The sequence below is a fragment of the Rhodoblastus acidophilus genome (genome assembly GCF_009720655.1).
In the GTDB taxonomy this organism is placed as follows: domain Bacteria; phylum Pseudomonadota; class Alphaproteobacteria; order Rhizobiales; family Beijerinckiaceae; genus Rhodoblastus; species Rhodoblastus acidophilus_A.
Window position 1 is genome coordinate 68,934 of record NZ_WNKS01000013.1, and the last position, 14,238, is coordinate 83,171.

General features: G+C 64.7%; 15 protein-coding genes and 1 tRNA gene. 8 read left to right on the forward strand and 8 right to left on the reverse strand.

The features are described 5' to 3' along the window. Positions 1 to 3: 3 nt before the first annotated feature. Positions 4 to 1,299 carry an adenylosuccinate synthase gene (locus GJ654_RS13960; protein WP_155446783.1) on the reverse strand — a complete coding sequence of 432 codons (1,296 nt, stop codon included), beginning with the start codon at positions 1,297 to 1,299 and terminating at the stop codon, positions 4 to 6. 422 nt (positions 1,300 to 1,721) lie between these two features. On the opposite strand from GJ654_RS13960, the gene GJ654_RS13965 reads away from it, so the two are divergent. Both GJ654_RS13965 and GJ654_RS13970 read left to right on the forward strand, forming a co-directional pair. Further along, a complete protein-coding gene (locus GJ654_RS13965) occupies positions 1,722 to 2,648 on the forward strand; it encodes an outer membrane protein (RefSeq protein WP_196305563.1) in 927 nt (308 codons plus the stop codon). Between the two features lie 212 nt (positions 2,649 to 2,860). Further along, on the forward strand, positions 2,861 to 3,760 hold the full coding sequence (locus GJ654_RS13970; RefSeq protein ID WP_155446785.1) for an outer membrane protein: 900 nt from the start codon (positions 2,861 to 2,863) through the stop codon (positions 3,758 to 3,760). Between the two features lie 61 nt (positions 3,761 to 3,821). Here the strand turns inward: GJ654_RS13970 and GJ654_RS13975 are convergent, their stop codons facing one another. Together GJ654_RS13975 and GJ654_RS13980 are read right to left on the reverse strand one after the other, a co-directional pair. Then, entirely contained in the window at positions 3,822 to 4,079 is a 258-nt protein-coding gene (locus tag GJ654_RS13975) for a hypothetical protein (RefSeq protein ID WP_155446786.1), read from the reverse strand. Between the two features lie 31 nt (positions 4,080 to 4,110). Further along, the gene (locus GJ654_RS13980; protein WP_155446787.1) at positions 4,111 to 6,657 is read right to left on the reverse strand and encodes a PAS domain-containing sensor histidine kinase; all 2,547 of its coding nucleotides are present in this window, start codon (positions 6,655 to 6,657) and stop codon (positions 4,111 to 4,113) included. 268 nt (positions 6,658 to 6,925) lie between these two features. Between GJ654_RS13980 and GJ654_RS13985 the strand changes: the two genes are divergently transcribed. The 6 genes from GJ654_RS13985 (at position 6,926) to mtnA (ending at position 10,750) form a co-directional block, all read left to right on the forward strand. Next, entirely contained in the window at positions 6,926 to 7,294 is a 369-nt protein-coding gene (locus GJ654_RS13985) for a phasin (RefSeq protein WP_155446788.1), read from the forward strand. After that, the gene (locus GJ654_RS13990; protein ID WP_155446789.1) at positions 7,294 to 7,911 is read left to right on the forward strand and encodes a phasin family protein; all 618 of its coding nucleotides are present in this window, start codon (positions 7,294 to 7,296) and stop codon (positions 7,909 to 7,911) included. Before GJ654_RS13985 ends, GJ654_RS13990 begins: the two co-directional genes overlap by 1 nt. A 78-nt stretch (positions 7,912 to 7,989) precedes the next feature. Next, a tRNA-His gene (locus tag GJ654_RS13995) sits at positions 7,990 to 8,066 on the forward strand. A 69-nt stretch (positions 8,067 to 8,135) separates the two neighbouring features. Further along, complete coding sequence (locus tag GJ654_RS14000) at positions 8,136 to 8,801, forward strand: class I SAM-dependent methyltransferase (RefSeq protein ID WP_155446790.1); 666 nt, start codon at positions 8,136 to 8,138, stop codon at positions 8,799 to 8,801. Positions 8,802 to 8,867: 66 nt separating this feature from the next. Beyond that, the gene (locus GJ654_RS14005; RefSeq protein ID WP_155446791.1) at positions 8,868 to 9,680 is read left to right on the forward strand and encodes a class II glutamine amidotransferase; all 813 of its coding nucleotides are present in this window, start codon (positions 8,868 to 8,870) and stop codon (positions 9,678 to 9,680) included. Continuing rightward, entirely contained in the window at positions 9,674 to 10,750 is a 1,077-nt protein-coding gene (gene mtnA / locus GJ654_RS14010) for an S-methyl-5-thioribose-1-phosphate isomerase (protein ID WP_155446792.1), read from the forward strand. Before GJ654_RS14005 ends, mtnA begins: the two co-directional genes overlap by 7 nt. Here mtnA and GJ654_RS14015 read toward each other — a convergent pair. The 5 genes from GJ654_RS14015 to hisD form a co-directional block, all read right to left on the reverse strand. Then, the gene (locus tag GJ654_RS14015) at positions 10,726 to 11,250 is read right to left on the reverse strand and encodes a hypothetical protein (RefSeq protein ID WP_155446793.1); all 525 of its coding nucleotides are present in this window, start codon (positions 11,248 to 11,250) and stop codon (positions 10,726 to 10,728) included. The genes mtnA and GJ654_RS14015 overlap by 25 nt on opposite strands. A 219-nt stretch (positions 11,251 to 11,469) precedes the next feature. Continuing rightward, positions 11,470 to 11,994, reverse strand: coding sequence for a 4'-phosphopantetheinyl transferase family protein (locus GJ654_RS14020; protein ID WP_155446794.1), 525 nt, complete (start codon positions 11,992 to 11,994; stop codon positions 11,470 to 11,472). 1 nt (position 11,995) lies between these two features. Beyond that, positions 11,996 to 12,415: a low molecular weight phosphatase family protein gene (locus GJ654_RS14025; protein ID WP_264586255.1), complete on the reverse strand. Its 420-nt coding sequence runs from the start codon at positions 12,413 to 12,415 to the stop codon at positions 11,996 to 11,998. Next, positions 12,412 to 12,900 (reverse strand): UPF0262 family protein, encoded by a 489-nt coding sequence (locus tag GJ654_RS14030; RefSeq protein ID WP_155446795.1) that lies wholly within the window; start codon positions 12,898 to 12,900, stop codon positions 12,412 to 12,414. The genes GJ654_RS14025 and GJ654_RS14030 overlap by 4 nt, the downstream gene beginning before the upstream one ends. Continuing rightward, positions 12,897 to 14,192 carry a histidinol dehydrogenase gene (gene hisD / locus GJ654_RS14035; RefSeq protein WP_155446796.1) on the reverse strand — a complete coding sequence of 432 codons (1,296 nt, stop codon included), beginning with the start codon at positions 14,190 to 14,192 and terminating at the stop codon, positions 12,897 to 12,899. Before hisD ends, GJ654_RS14030 begins: the two co-directional genes overlap by 4 nt. Between the last annotated feature and the right edge of the window lie 46 nt (positions 14,193 to 14,238).

Genomic DNA, 14,238 nt, shown 5'->3' on the forward strand with positions numbered 1-14,238 from the left:
CACTCAATCCTGAAAAGGATTATGCATCAGAATGGTGTCGTCGCGTTCCGGGCTGGTCGAGAGCAGCGCCACCGGCGCCTGGATCAGCTCCTCGACCCGGCGCACATATTTGATCGCCTGCGCCGGCAGCTGCGCCCAGGAGCGGGCGCCGCCGGTGGGCTCGCGCCAGCCCTCGATGGTCTCGTAGATCGGCTCGACGCGGGCCTGCGCCGCCTGCGAAGCCGGCAGATAGTCGATGGTCTCGCCGTCGAGCCGGTAGCCGACGCAGACCTTGATCGATTCGAACCCGTCGAGAATGTCCAGCTTCGTCAGCGCGATACCGTCAATCCCCGAGGTTTTGACGGTCTGGCGCACCAGAACCGCGTCGAACCAGCCGCAGCGGCGGGCGCGCCCGGTGACCGTGCCGAACTCGCGGCCGCGTTCGCCGATGGTCCGCCCGGTCTCGTCGTTCAACTCGGTCGGGAACGGGCCTTCGCCGACGCGCGTCGTATAGGCCTTGGCGATGCCCAGCACATAGCCGATCGCCTTGGGGCCAAGACCGGCGCCGGTGGAGGCGTTGGAGGCGACCGTGTTCGACGATGTGACGAAGGGATAGGTGCCGTGGTCGATGTCGAGCAGCGCGCCCTGCGCGCCCTCGAACAGGATGCGTTTTCCCGCCCGGCGCAGATCGTCGAGCAGCGACCAGGTGCGATCCATGTAAGGCAGGATGTGCGGCGCCACCTCCTCCAGCTCGGCGCGAATCGTCTCCGCCTTGATCTCGTCGAGGCCGAGGCCCCGGCGCAGCGCGTTGTGGTGGCTGAGCAGCCGGGCGATCTTGCCGTCGAGCGTGGAGAGATCGGCGAGGTCCATCACCCTTATGGCGCGGCGTCCCACCTTGTCCTCGTAAGCCGGGCCGATGCCGCGCTTGGTGGTGCCGATCTTGGCCTCGGGCGCCGCGGCGTTTTCACGCAGGGCGTCGAGTTCGCCATGCAGCGACAGGATCAGCGGCGCGTTTTCGGCGATGCGCAGGTTGTCGCGCGAAATGGCGATGCCCTTTTCGCGCAGGGCGGCGATTTCCTTGACGAGATGGCGCGGATCGACCACCACGCCATTGCCGATGACGGAAAGCTTTCCGGGGCGGACAATGCCGGAGGGCAGCAGCGACAATTTATAGGTGACGCCGTCGATCACCAGCGTATGGCCGGCGTTGTGCCCGCCCTGGTAACGCACCACCACATCGGCTTCCAGCGAAAGCCAGTCAACGATCTTGCCCTTGCCCTCGTCGCCCCACTGGGCGCCGACCACCACCACATTCGCCATTGAACCCAACTTCCATCTCGCACGGCGCGGGAGGCCGCGCCGCTTTCAACTCTGGGCTTCTTCCCAGGGCGATGCGCGTGGGAGGAAAAGCGCCGGAAGGTCAGCCTCGGCGGGGCGGAAAACCCGATGACGCCGGGGCTTTTTCACTGTTCAGCCGTAGCGGATCGAATCGCGTTCGTAAAGCATTTCTCTTCGAGGCGCTCAGGACCATGTATCGAAACGAAACAACTTTCGCCCGTCATGATGAAAATTCAAGGTTAAAGCTTAGGGTTAAGGCTCGTTTAAGTAATTCCTGCCAACACTTGCGCTCGTCAAGGCATGCTGGCGTCCGGGCGCGGTTGCGACTCGGCTCGCCGGAACAAGATTTCGTTGTGTTAACCGCGCGGCTGCCGCCAGCTGTGCTCCGGAGAAGGAATTTCAACATGGGCCGCCTTAAAGCCCTTACTTTCGCGAGTGTGCTTGCGCTCGGCGCGGCGCAAGCGGCCCATGCCGCCGACCTGTTGCCCCCGCCCCCGCCGATCGAAGTTCCGCTGCGCGGCGCCGTTGAGGAACCCAGCGGATTTTACGTTCGCGTCGACGGCGGCATCGCCAACACCGTGGCGTCGAATCTGCGCTCCTCCTTCAGCGACGGCAGCACGCTCTCCTCCCTCGGCGCGACGCAGAACGGCGTCAGCCTGACGGATTCCTGGCTACTGGGCATCGGCCTCGGCTATCAGGTCAACAGCTGGCTGCGCTTCGACGGCACCGCCGAATACCGCTCCGCCGTCGCCTTCCACTCCGCCAGCAGCTTCAAATGGGGACAAAGCGTCGACTACACCCAGGCCAACTACAACCCAACCGGTTGCGCGGCCACGGTCCTCGACGCGAATTCCAATGCGGTCCCCGGAACCGTGACCTGCGGCGACGACTATTCCGGTTTGGTGAAGACGGGCGTATTCCTGTTCAACACCTATTTCGACATTGGCACCTGGCGCGGCTTCACGCCCTATGTCGGCGCCGGCGTCGGCATGGCCGTGTACCAGACGTCCAACGTCAAGGATGTCACGTCGTTTCCGAACACTAGCTACGCCGCCTGGGGCTATGCGGGCAACCACATCGCCGCCAATCTGGCCTGGGCCGTCACGGCCGGTGTCTCCTACCACATCACGCCGAGCCTGCTGCTCGACGCGAACTATCGCTATCTCAACATGGGCGACTTCAAGACCGGCGTCATCGCTTGCAATGACGGCTCGGGCTGCCATGGCGAGATGCAGACCTTCTCCGTGGCCTCCAATGACGTGCGCCTCGGCCTTCGCTGGCTTGCGCTGGGCGAGCCTGTCTACGAGCCCATGGTTCGCGCCAAATACTGATCGTCGCATTCCCTGCGGCATGAGAACAGGCGGAAGCGACAGCTTCCGCCTTTTTCATTGCCGGCGCTTTCGACTGCCCATTTCGGCTTTCCGCAACGAAAATCATTCGCGAACTCTTTGCGCAGCAAAGCATTAAGGTTAAGTCGACATTAACCCTCTTCATTCATCATGAGTTTAACTGGAAAAGTCGCCTGGGTACAAAGAGGTTCGTTATGCGGAAAGTCACGAAGGCGGCGGCCGCCGCGATGGTTTTGCTCGCTGGCGGCGCCATGCGGGCCCAGGCCGCGGACATGCTGCCGCCCGCCTATCAGCTCGAATCGGACGCCATGGTCGAATTCGGCTCCGGCTGGTACCTGCGCGGCGATATCGGCTATTCGACGCAGTCCGTTCCCGGTTTCGCCTATAGTACGACGAATCCCGTGGACCTCGTCAGCACGCCCCCGAGCGCCTTGCTGACGAACGCGGGGCGAAACGTCGGCCTCATGAACTCGACCCTCGGCGTCGGCTACGCCTTCAACCGCTGGTTTCGCTCCGACGTGACCTACGAATGGAACCAGACCTATGCGGGAACCTATAGCCAAACATTTGTTCCCTATTACAACGGCAGCTACGATGTTGGCGGATGTCCGTTCAGCGCCACGACGCTGACCTCCTGCTACAAGGTCGACAAGGCCGGGCTCCAAAACTGGTCGCTGATGGCCAATGTTTATGGCGATTTCGGAACCTGGTTCGGCGTAACGCCCTATGTCGGCGGCGGCATTGGCTTCACCAACCTGCGCGCGACCAGCGCCGAACAATTCTACTTCAGCAACGGAACGACTTACAGCTACAATGGAACCAACAATACGTGGTGCCCCAGCGGATCGGGCTCGACCTGCTATATCGTCGGCTATGCCGGCCCGAAAGCGCATGCGCAGGTTTACACCAATTTCTCGTGGAGCCTGATGGCGGGCATGGCCTACGACATCGCGCCGCATCTCAAGCTCGACATAGGCTATCGCTACATGAACATGGGCTCGATCAGCGTCGTGGACGCCTCGCAGAACACCGTGCGCAAAACCATCGATGCGCAGCAAGTCCGCGCCGGCCTGCGCTGGACGCCCGATCTCTAGAACATTTTGTTTTCACGCGTTTTCTTCACGCGAACCGGCATCCACTTCGCTTGAAAACGCTCTAATCCTCGTCGCCCGACGCGCGGTCCTGCGCGTCGGCGCAGCGCGCCCCGATGGCGGCGGCGAGCCGCCCTTCGAGCGAGGCGCCATGTTCGGTGAAACCGACAGGCGCCGCCGCATTGAGCGCCGCCTCGCGCCGGCGGAAATCCGCGATGTCGTCGGGCCCCGGCGCGGGCACGCGCGCATCGTCCCAGCCGAACGCGTCGAACCAGTCGAAATCCTGCGGCGTCAGCCCCGCCCTCTGCAAGCGCTCGCGCATTCCCGCATCCATGGCCGCCCTCCCCGCCTCGTCAACGCGACGCCTGCTCCACCGACCGCAGCCCCTCGACGTCCTCGACGGCGGGCGCGAGCGCAAAACTCACTTCGACCATCGTGCCTTCGTTCTTGCGGCTGCGGATGGCGAATTCGGCGTGGTTGGCCTCGGCCAGCGCCTTGGTCAGCGGCAGGCCGAGGCCGCTGCCTCCCGCCTTCGACGACACTTGCCGGAACGGTTCGAGCGCCGACGCCAGCTCCGATTCGCTCATGCCGATGCCGGTGTCCTTGACCCGCAGCAACACCCGCCCCGCCCCGCCCGTCGAAACCAGCGAGGTCGAAACGATCACCTGCCCGCCCGGCTCGTTGTAACGCACGGCGTTGGCGAGCAGGTTGAGCACGATCTGGCGCAACGAGCGCTCGTCCGCGAGGGCCGCCGGCAACCCGCTCGCCAGCGCCAGACGAGTGATGACCCGCTCGCGATTGGCCTGCGGCTGGATCAGCGAAACGCATTCGGCAACGACCTGGTTCGCGTCCACGGCGGTGAAATTCAGGTCGAGCTTGCCGGCCTCGATCTTGGAGAGGTCGAGCAGGTCGTTGACGAGGCTCATCACATGGGCGCCGGAGGCGTGGATGTCCTTGAGATATTCCTTGTAGCGCGCGTTGCCGACGGGACCGAACCGCTCGTCCATGATGACTTCGGTGAAGCCGAGAATGGCGTTGAGCGGCGTGCGGATTTCATGCGTGACGGCGGCCAGATATTCGGTCTTGGCGCGGCTTTCCGCCTCCGCGGCCTCCGCGCGCGCCCTGGCGTCGTCAAGGGCCTGCGCACCCTCGCCAAGAGCCAGCGCCCCCTCGCCCGCCGGCGCGAGATCGCGGAAGACGGCGCAGAATTTCCTGCCGCCGCTCATCCGCGCAAAGCTGGTCCGCAAGGTCAGCGCCGCGCCGGAGCGGGTTCCGCAGGCCAGGCGCAGCGTCGGCGCCGAATCGCCCGAGGCGAGCCGGCTCAGCGCGGCGGCGATCGCCGCCTGTCCCTCTGGCGCGACGAGGTCGCGGATGTTGAGGCTTTCGTCGCGCGTCCGCCCAAAAAGCTTTTCGGCGGCGGCGTTCAGCCCGAGCAGGTCGCCGTCGGCGTTGAACAGGACCACGCCGTCGGCCGAGGCCGCAAGGATGGCGGCGGCGTCGGCGGCTTCGGCCTCGCGCTGGCGCAGGCTGGCCTGAAGCGCCGCGATTTTTTCGGACATTTTTTCGTTTTCGGACGATTTTTCCACGCCCGATGAGCGGATGACGACGACCGCTTCGGCGGGAGCGCCGCGCCAGAGCGTCGCCGCAGTTTCGATGTCAACCTGGAGGCCGCGCGCGTCAAAAGCGCGGCGGAGGTCGCCCCCCGCCCTGCACAACTCGGCTGCGTCGGCGCAGCCGAGCCAGTCAAGCAAGGTGCGGTTGGCGCGCGCCCAGGCGCCGGCTTGACGGATCGCCAATCCGACGGGCCACGCGTCGAAGAGCGCGGCCTCGGCCGGCGAGACGTCGGGCGAATCGTCGTCAAATCCGTGTTGGTCGGCCTCGCCCGAACCGGTTTCCGCGCCTTCCCCGTGCGCCCCCAGCGTGCGGGCGATCTCGCGGAAAGCCTGGCGTTCATGCGGCGCCAGGGTGACCAGGGCCGCCGGCTCGTCGCGGCTTTCCACCGGGACGCCGCCTCGGGCCGGCGGGAAGGGCAGCACCACCCCGGACGTGTCAGGCGCGGGCGCCTCGGGCGCGGCGACATCAGGCGATGCGGGCGGCTGGGCGAGTTCGCGCATGCGGTCGAGCTGAATGACCCCAAAACCTCGCCAGCCATCAAAGCCCTTTTCGCGGTCGAAGGCGGGCAGAGCGCCGAGCGACACGGGCGCGGCGGCGCCGGCGCCGGCGATCGGCCAGAGCAGCTCGACGCCGCTGAAGGTGGCGCGGCCGGTGAGCGCCGTCGCGAGGCGATCGTCGGGGTCCATGTCCAGACTGCGCGCGACCTGGGCCAGGTCGCGCCCGACCAGCGAGGCGGCGGCGCCGCCAAAGATTTCCGCGAGCGGCGGCGTCACCTCGGTCACGACATTGCGCGCGTCCGTGCGCCACAGGAAGCGCGCCGGTTTCAGGCCGGGATAGCGGCGCTCGAAATCGCGCTTCAGCTCGGCGCAAGTCTCCGAGGCGGCGACAGGCCGCGCGGCGGGGCCAAGTCTCGGCGCAGATGCGGCGCGCGGCCGCAAGCCGAGCCCGGCGAGCGCCAAAAGTCTTGAACCCGTGCTGGCGCGGCGGCAAAGAAAGGTGAGTCGTGGCGTCCCCGGGCCGAAGTCGAAACGTTCGATTCGGCTGGCGCCGGGCGCAAGGCCGACGAGCCGCGCGGCGATCGCCGGCGCGAACAGGCGCGCGGCGAGATCGGCGACGCTCTCCGCGCCAAAAAGCGAGAGAGCCGCGGCATTGGCGTGGACGAGACGCAGCCCGTCGCCCTCGGCGACCAGCACGGGCGCGCCGGCCCGATCGAGCGAGGCGACGCCAGCTTCGGCCAGGGCGGCGGCAATGTCCGCCCGAGATCCCTCTAACGCTCTTCCGTCCATCGTCCCGCCCAGAATTATTTAATAAAAGATTAAACACGTCCGCCTTCCGGAATCCAGTTTTGATCCAGGACATTTGCTCCCACCGCATGCTATGGTGAACAATTCGTTAATTCCAGCGGTCGACGGAGGGACCCTGCGGTCTATGCTGCACTGCACAAAGTCTAATTGCAGCGCAGCATTTCCCGTGCTAATTGTCCAAGCGTGAACTTCATTGGCCCGGGGGTGTGGGAGCGCTGGAATGCCCGGGCGCAATCATACAGGATGTCCCATGACCAATCATCTGAACCTTGAAATTCCCGCGGAAGTCCGCGAATTCGCCGAAAAGACCGTCGATCAGGCCCGCAAGGCCTTTGACGGCTATGTCGCCGCCGCGCAGAAGGCGGCCGCGCAGACCGAAGCCGCCGCCGAGAACGCGGCCGCCGGCGTCAAGGACATGAGCGCCAAGGCGATCTCCTATGCCGAGGCCAATGTGAAGGCGGCGTTCGACCTCGCCGAAAGCCTGGTCAAGGCCAAGGATCCCAAGGAAATGATGGCGATCCAGACCGAATATCTCAAGTCGCAGATCGCCGCCGTCCAGGAGCAGGCCAAGGCCATGGGCGAGACGATCAAGTCCGCCATGACTCCGGACCACAAATAATGGCTCCTCCGCGCAAGCCCGTCAGGCCCAGGCCCGCGCCGGCGCCCGTGGTCGCGGAGGCGGCGCTGTTCGCCGACGCGGCGCCGGTCGCCACGCCGGTCGAGGCCCCCGCGCCGATCGCGGAGTCGCCCGCCCCGGCGCAGGAAGCCGAAACCGTCGCTCCCGTGCTCGAAGTCGAGGCGCCCGCTCCAGCGCCGAAGCAAGAGCCCGCTCCAGAGGCCAAGGCGCAGGATCCCGCGCCGGCTGAAAACGTGGAACAGCCCGCTCCCGCCCCCAAGGCGGAGAAGGCCAAGGCCACCAAGTCGAAGGCCGCCGAGACCGCGCACGCGCTGGAAGGCTCCTTCGCCGCCGCGAGCAAGAGCCTCCAGGCTTTTTCCGCCAAGGCGATGGAAGCGTATCAAGCCAACGCCGCCGCTTCGATGGAATACATGAAGGCGCTCGCCACCGTGCATTCCGTCTCCGAGGCCATTGCGCTGCAGAGCGAACATATGCGCAAGCAATATGAGGCGCTCTCGACGCAGGCCAAGGAACTGACGACCCTGGCCCAGCAGGTCGCGGCCGACGCCGCCGGCCCGCTGAAGGATCAGTTCGGCAAGGGTTTTAAGTCCTCGAGCTGAACCGGCGCGGAACTGCAAAATTGGCGCGCGAAGGCACTTGCATTCGCGCGCCTCTGCTTATAGGGTCCGCCCCGCGTTGCCGCCATAGCTCAGTTGGTTAGAGCGCTAGATTGTGGATCTAGAGGTCCCCCGTTCGAGCCGGGGTGGCGGTACCATCGAAAACCTTGGCCGATCGCAGGCCCGATCTCCTGACATGCCGATGAAATGATCCGGAGCGCGACGCGATGAAAAATTCCGAGATCGGCGCCTTCGAGCGCGAGCAGATCGGGTCGCATTGGGATAACCACGGTTATTATCAGGACGCTGAAAGCCCCGCGTGGCTCGACGGGTTCTGGGGACCGCGGAGCCGTTTCGCGCGGCTCTTCGATTTCATCGCCGATCTGTCCAGCGTTCTCGAACTGGCCTGCGGCCATGGCCGGCATGCCGCGCAGATCGTCGACCGCGCCGTCGCGATCACGGTCTCCGACATCAACGAGAGCAACATCGCCTTTTGCCGGCAGCGATTCGCGAGCCGCGGCAACGTCAGCTATCACGTCGGAAACGGTCACGATTTCGCCGGCGTCGCCGATGCGTCCATGACCGCCGTCTTCAGCTACGACGCGATGGTGCATTTCGAATTCGAGGACGTGCTCTCCTACATCGTCGACCTCAAACGCATCCTGAGACCCGGCGGCCAGGCGCTGCTGCACTATTCCAACTACACCGGCAATCCCGGCGGCCATTACCGCGACAATCCGCATTCCCGCAATTTCGGCAGCGAAACGGTCTTCTGGCACATGGCCCGGCGCGCCGGTCTCCAGGTGCTGGAATCCGAGACGTTCAACTGGGGCGGCAATCCTCAGGAAATGGGTTTCGGCATCGACGCCCTGACGCTGCTGCGTCGCCCCTGAGTTTCTGCTTGGCGCGGACGGCGAGCTTCTGTATTGCGACAGGGTCTTCCTCGCCCCGGCGCGCCCATGTGTGAACTTCTAGGCATGAGCGCGAATGTCCCCACCGACATTCGCTTTTCCTTCGCCGGCCTGGCGCGGCGCGGCGGCGGCGCCGGCCCGCATCGCGACGGTTTTGGAATCGCCTTCTACGACGGCCGGGCCGCGCGATTCTTCCACGATCCCGAACCCGCGGCGCATTCGGAGATCGCGCGCTTTCTCGGCGCGCATCCGATCAAAAGCCTGACCGTCATCGCCCATATCCGCCAGGCCAACAGCGGCAAAGTGTCGCTGGCCAACACCCATCCGTTTTCCCGCGAACTTTTTGGCAGAGTGTGGACCTACGCCCATAACGGCCAGTTGCGCGGCGTGAAAAAACTGCCGCTCGAATTCTATGCGCCGGTCGGGACCACCGACAGCGAGCACGCTTTCTGCTGGATGCTCGACCAGTTGCGGAAAAAATTCGACGCCCTGCCGCCGCCGGCGCGGCTCGACCGCGAGGTGCACCGACTCAGCGCGCAGCTGGCGCCGATGGGCGTGTTCAACATGCTGCTGTCGGACGGACGCACGCTCTATGCCTATTGCGGCAAAAAGCTGTCCTGCCTCACCCGCCGCGCCCCGTTCGGCAAGGCGACGCTGATCGACGCGGACCGCTCGGTGAATTTCGCCGAGGAAACCGGGCCAGACGATTGCGTCACCGTGGTCGCCACGGGACCGCTGACCTCGGACGAAAGCTGGACCGTTCTTGAGCCGGGCACACTGCTGGCGCTGCGCGAAGGCAGAATCGCCCATTCCATCGAATCGAAGCCGCAGGATGCGGCCAAGGGAGTCTTGAAATGCTGATCGCCGGAGAAAAACGCACCACCATCTGGCCCGACGCCGATGGAAACGGGGTTTTCATCATCGACCAGACGCGGCTGCCGCATCGGATCGAAACCGTCCTGTTGCGCAACCTGGACGACGCCGCGCGGGCGATCAAGGACATGCTGGTGCGCGGCGCGCCGCTGATCGGGGTGACCGCGGCCTATGGCGTGGCGCTCGCCATGCGCGCCGACGCCTCCGACGACGGCCTCGCCCGTGCGCGCGAAGTCTTGCGCAAGACTCGCCCGACCGCCGTGAATTTGGCCTGGGCGCTGGAGCAGATCGGGCAGTTCCTGGCGCAGATGCCGGAAGAGCTGCGCCGCGACTCCGCCATGACTTTTGCCAAGCATCTCGCGGAGAAGGACATCGCCTGCAATTCCGCCATCGGCGACAACGGCCTGGCGATTCTTCGAACTCTCGCCGAAAAGCGGGAGGGAAAGCCGTTGCGCATCCTCACCCATTGCAACGCCGGCTGGCTGGCGACGGTCGACTGGGGCACGGCGACGGCGCCGATTTACAAGGCGCAGGCCGCCGGGATTCCGCTGCATGTCTTCGTTGACGAAACCCGCCCGCGTAACCAGGGCGCTTTCCTCACCGCCTTCGAACTTGGCCAGCAGGGCGTGTCGCATGAGCTGATCGTCGACAATGCCGGCGGTCACCTGATGCAGCATGGCGAGGTCGACGTCTGCATCGTCGGCGCCGACCGCATCGCCGCCAACGGCGACGCCTGCAACAAGATCGGCACCTATCTGAAGGCGTTGGCCGCGAAAGACAACGGCGTCCCCTTTTATGTCGCGGCCCCGGTCTCGACCTTCGATTTCGCGCTGGCGTCAGGCAGCCTGATCCCCATCGAGGAGCGCGCGCAGGACGAGGTTACGCACATGTCGGGCGAAGCCGATAGCGGCGAGCTGGTGACGGTGCGCATCGCGCCGAAGACGACGCCGGCGAAAAACCCCGGTTTCGACGTGACCCCGGCGCGGCTGGTGACCGGCATCATCACGGAAAAAGGGGTTTTTGCCGCCGACGCTCAGGCGCTGGCGGCCCTGAGCTGATCGGAAGGGGGCGCGGGGTCTTGGCTCCGCGCCCTGTCCAGATAGGCTCTGTCGTCCTGGCCGATGTCTTTGAGCAAGATGCGCAGATGGTTGAAATTGTCCGCGCACAATCCGGCTCCGTCGATGAACTGATGGAGGGTTCCTGAATTGTGCAATTTCATGAACCTTCCGCCGTAGCTGGCGATGAAGTCATCGTGCGACAAAAGTCCAATCTTGCGCGCCGCCCCTATGTCCTCGAACACCGCAATATAGTTCTGATAGTCGTATTTTATTTCGCTATCGAGTTCACCCCAATTCAAATTTGGCTTGTCGATCCATGTGTTGGCTTTTGTGCATCGCGCCAGTCGTTCGTTGAAGGACGACAGTGTTTGCAGGCGGCGCAGACGATACATTTCTCGTAGCTGAACGTAAGCAACCAAGCCGGCGACCACAAGAAACGCGGTCCGAACGACATCAAAAACAGTCGCCCGCGCCGCTTCCACGGCATTCCAATCGATCATGATCCCAGTCCCACAGCAAAACAAAGGCGCAGTTCAGCAGTCCCATACGGGCGTGTCCAGCTTTCAGCTCAAGCTTTCGCGGTGAAGCGGCTCTCATACGATTTCCGAACGATCAGTTCGGAAATCGTATTCCGTTCGCGCGGAAATCCGCCCTTCGCTTGGAGGATTTCCGCGCGATTTCGTTTTCGCGGATCGCGAAGCGATCTTGCGGAAACCGTATCAAAGGGTCAGGGCCGCACACATCACCGTCTTTGCGCCAACCCGTTCGCGCCAAAGCCGCGCGTCCGCAAGGGCGACGGGGCGCCCGAACTCCCGGAGGACCGGCGCCGCACCCAAAACTTCGATCTGCGCGAGATCGCGGCGAAAGCCGACGCCCAGCGCCTTCACATAGGCTTCCTTGAGCGTCCACAGTTCGTAAAAAGCGTCGATGGGCGCGCCAGTCAGGCGCGTCCGCTCGCGGAGATGCAGGGCGACGTCCGGCGGCTCGATCGGCCTGACGATCTCGACATCGACCCCAATCCGCACACTCCGCGCCAACCCGAACAAACAAACATCCTCGCGCGACGAAGACGAAACGCTCCACTCGCCCGGCGCCCCATCCACCAGCAGCAGTGGCGCGCCAAGCGGGTCATGCGCCAAGCCCAGCCGGCTCCGCGCAACCCCCAAAATCTCGGAGCAAAAATCCAGCAGAGCGGCGCGGCGGCTTTCCGGTCTGCCGTCGAACAGCCCCAGCCGCGTCAGCACCTCAGCGGAACCGCTGTTTTATGCGCGCGAGCAAGCCGTCACGAACCTCTCGGAACGCCTCCAGCTTCTGGTCGCGGGCGCCCTCGATCATGGTGGCGTCTTCGGTCGGCCAGAATTCGACGCGAGCGCGCCCATGAAAAAAATCTTCCGCCTTGCGCTGCGCGGAGGATGACAGGGCGATCACCAGATCGAATTCGGTGAATTCCAACTCTTCAAAAGTGCGCGGCCAATGGCGGGTGATGTCGAGGCCGATCTCCTGCATCGCCACCATGGCGAAACCGTCAGTCTCGCCGGCGCGCACGCCCGCCGATTCGATCCGCATTTCCCTGCCGAAATATTTTTTCGCCATCGCCTCCGCCATCGGCGAGCGCACCGCATTGAGCGTGCAGGTGAACAGCACGGCGCTCGGGCGGGGGCTCACGCGTCGCCCTTCCAGTGCAGGGCGGTGACCAGGGTGAACAGGCGCCGAGCGGTGTCGAAATCGCAGTCCACCTTGCCGCGCAACCTTTCCACCAGCAGTTGCGCGCCTTCATTGTGCAGCCCGCGACGGCCCATGTCGATCGCCTCGATCTGCCCCGGGCTCGCCGTGCGGATCGCGGCGAAATAGCTCTCGCAGATCATGAAATAATCCTTGAGAATGCGGCGGAACGGGCTGAGCGAGAGGATATGGACGATCACCCGCTCGCCCGCCTGATCCGAAATGTTGAGCGCGAGTTTCGAGTCGATCATCCCGATGCGCAACTGGTAGGGGCCGCGATCCTGGCCCGGCAGGGCAAAGGAATTGTCCTCGATCAGGTCGTAGATCGCGATGGCGCGTTCGTGCTCCTGGTCGGCCGAGCCCCGCCCGATCGATTCCTCGTCGAGAGTGATGGCGATCAGGCGATTGCGTCGCTCGCTGACCGTCATCGCGCCTCCAGCCGCAGCGCCACCGACAACGCATGGGCGTCAAGATTTTCCGCCTTGCCCAGCGTGACGGCGGCGGGGCCGATTTTTTGCAGCGACTCCGCCGAACATTTCAGAATTGACGTGCGCTTCATGAAATCCAGCACATTCAGACCGGACGAAAAACGCGCCGAACGGGCGGTCGGCAGCACGTGATTGCTGCCGCCGACATAATCACCGACGGCCTCCGGCGTGTAGGCGCCAATGAACAGCGCCCCGGCGTTGCGCACCCGCGCCGCCAGCTCTTCGGCGTTTTCCGCCATGATCTCCAGATGCTCGGCGGCGATGCGGTCGGCGAGCGGGATGGACTCGGCGAGGGTCTTCACCACGATCACCGCCCCCAGCTCACGCCAGCTCTTTTCGGCGATTTTTTTTCGCGGAAGCGTCTGCAAGCGCGCCTCGACAGCGGCTTCGACCGCATCGGCCAAAGCCGGGTCGTCGGTGATAAGGATGCTCTGCGCCGCCGTGTCGTGCTCGGCTTGGGCCAGCAGATCGATGGCGATCCATTCGGGATTGGCCGTCTTGTCGGCGAGAATCAAGACTTCGGAGGGGCCGGCGATCATGTCGATGCCACATTGCCCGAACACGCGGCGCTTGGCGGCGGCGACATAGGCGTTGCCCGGCCCGACGATCTTGGCCACCGGCGCGATGGTCTTGGTGCCGTAAGCCAGCGCGGCGACGGCCTGGGCGCCGCCGACGCGATAGATCTCGTCGACGCCTGCCAAATGCGCCGCCGCCAGCACCAGTGGCGAAATTTTTCCGTCCGGCGCGGGCGCGACCATGACAAGGCGCTCGACGCCCGCCACTTTTGCGGGCAGCGCGTTCATCAGGACGGAGGACGGGTACGAGGCGGTGCCGCCGGGCACATAAAGACCAGCAGAATCCACCGCGCTCCAGCGCCAGCCGAGTTCGACGCCAGCGTCGTCGGTGAAGCGCAGGTCCGACGGTTTTTGTTTTTCGTGGAACACGGCGATGCGGTCGCGCGCCAGTTTTAATGCGTCGATCTGGTCCTGCGGACAGGCGGCGACGGCGGCCTCGATCTCCTCGCGGGTGAAGCGCAAAGTCTCTGGCGTCAATTCGATCCGGTCGAATTTCTTCGAAAAATCGATGAGAGCCTCGTCGCCGCGCGCCAAAACCTCGGCGATGATGTCGCGCACCGTATGGTCGACATCCTCCGAGGTTTCGCGCTTCATGTGCAGCAGCGCTTCAAATTCTCTCGGGAAACTCTCGGCGGCGGCGTCAAGCCTGAACGGCATTTTGGGGCTCCGGCAGATCAAAGAGCCGAATTGGGCGCGCGGGCAA

Bases quoted from the DNA above. Each gene is read 5' to 3' on its own strand.
- GJ654_RS13960 (WP_155446783.1), bottom strand. From the start codon at position 1,299: ATGGCGAATGTGGTGGTGGTCGGCGCCCAGTGGGGCGACGAGGGCAAG.
- GJ654_RS13965 (WP_196305563.1), top strand. From the start codon at position 1,722: ATGGGCCGCCTTAAAGCCCTTACTTTCGCGAGTGTGCTTGCGCTCGGC.
- GJ654_RS13970 (WP_155446785.1), top strand. From the start codon at position 2,861: ATGCGGAAAGTCACGAAGGCGGCGGCCGCCGCGATGGTTTTGCTCGCT.
- GJ654_RS13975 (WP_155446786.1), bottom strand. From the start codon at position 4,079: ATGCGCGAGCGCTTGCAGAGGGCGGGGCTGACGCCGCAGGATTTCGAC.
- GJ654_RS13980 (WP_155446787.1), bottom strand. From the start codon at position 6,657: ATGGACGGAAGAGCGTTAGAGGGATCTCGGGCGGACATTGCCGCCGCC.
- GJ654_RS13985 (WP_155446788.1), top strand. From the start codon at position 6,926: ATGACCAATCATCTGAACCTTGAAATTCCCGCGGAAGTCCGCGAATTC.
- GJ654_RS13990 (WP_155446789.1), top strand. From the start codon at position 7,294: ATGGCTCCTCCGCGCAAGCCCGTCAGGCCCAGGCCCGCGCCGGCGCCC.
- GJ654_RS14000 (WP_155446790.1), top strand. From the start codon at position 8,136: ATGAAAAATTCCGAGATCGGCGCCTTCGAGCGCGAGCAGATCGGGTCG.
- GJ654_RS14005 (WP_155446791.1), top strand. From the start codon at position 8,868: ATGTGTGAACTTCTAGGCATGAGCGCGAATGTCCCCACCGACATTCGC.
- mtnA (WP_155446792.1), top strand. From the start codon at position 9,674: ATGCTGATCGCCGGAGAAAAACGCACCACCATCTGGCCCGACGCCGAT.
- GJ654_RS14015 (WP_155446793.1), bottom strand. From the start codon at position 11,250: ATGATCGATTGGAATGCCGTGGAAGCGGCGCGGGCGACTGTTTTTGAT.
- GJ654_RS14030 (WP_155446795.1), bottom strand. From the start codon at position 12,900: ATGACGGTCAGCGAGCGACGCAATCGCCTGATCGCCATCACTCTCGAC.
- hisD (WP_155446796.1), bottom strand. From the start codon at position 14,192: ATGCCGTTCAGGCTTGACGCCGCCGCCGAGAGTTTCCCGAGAGAATTT.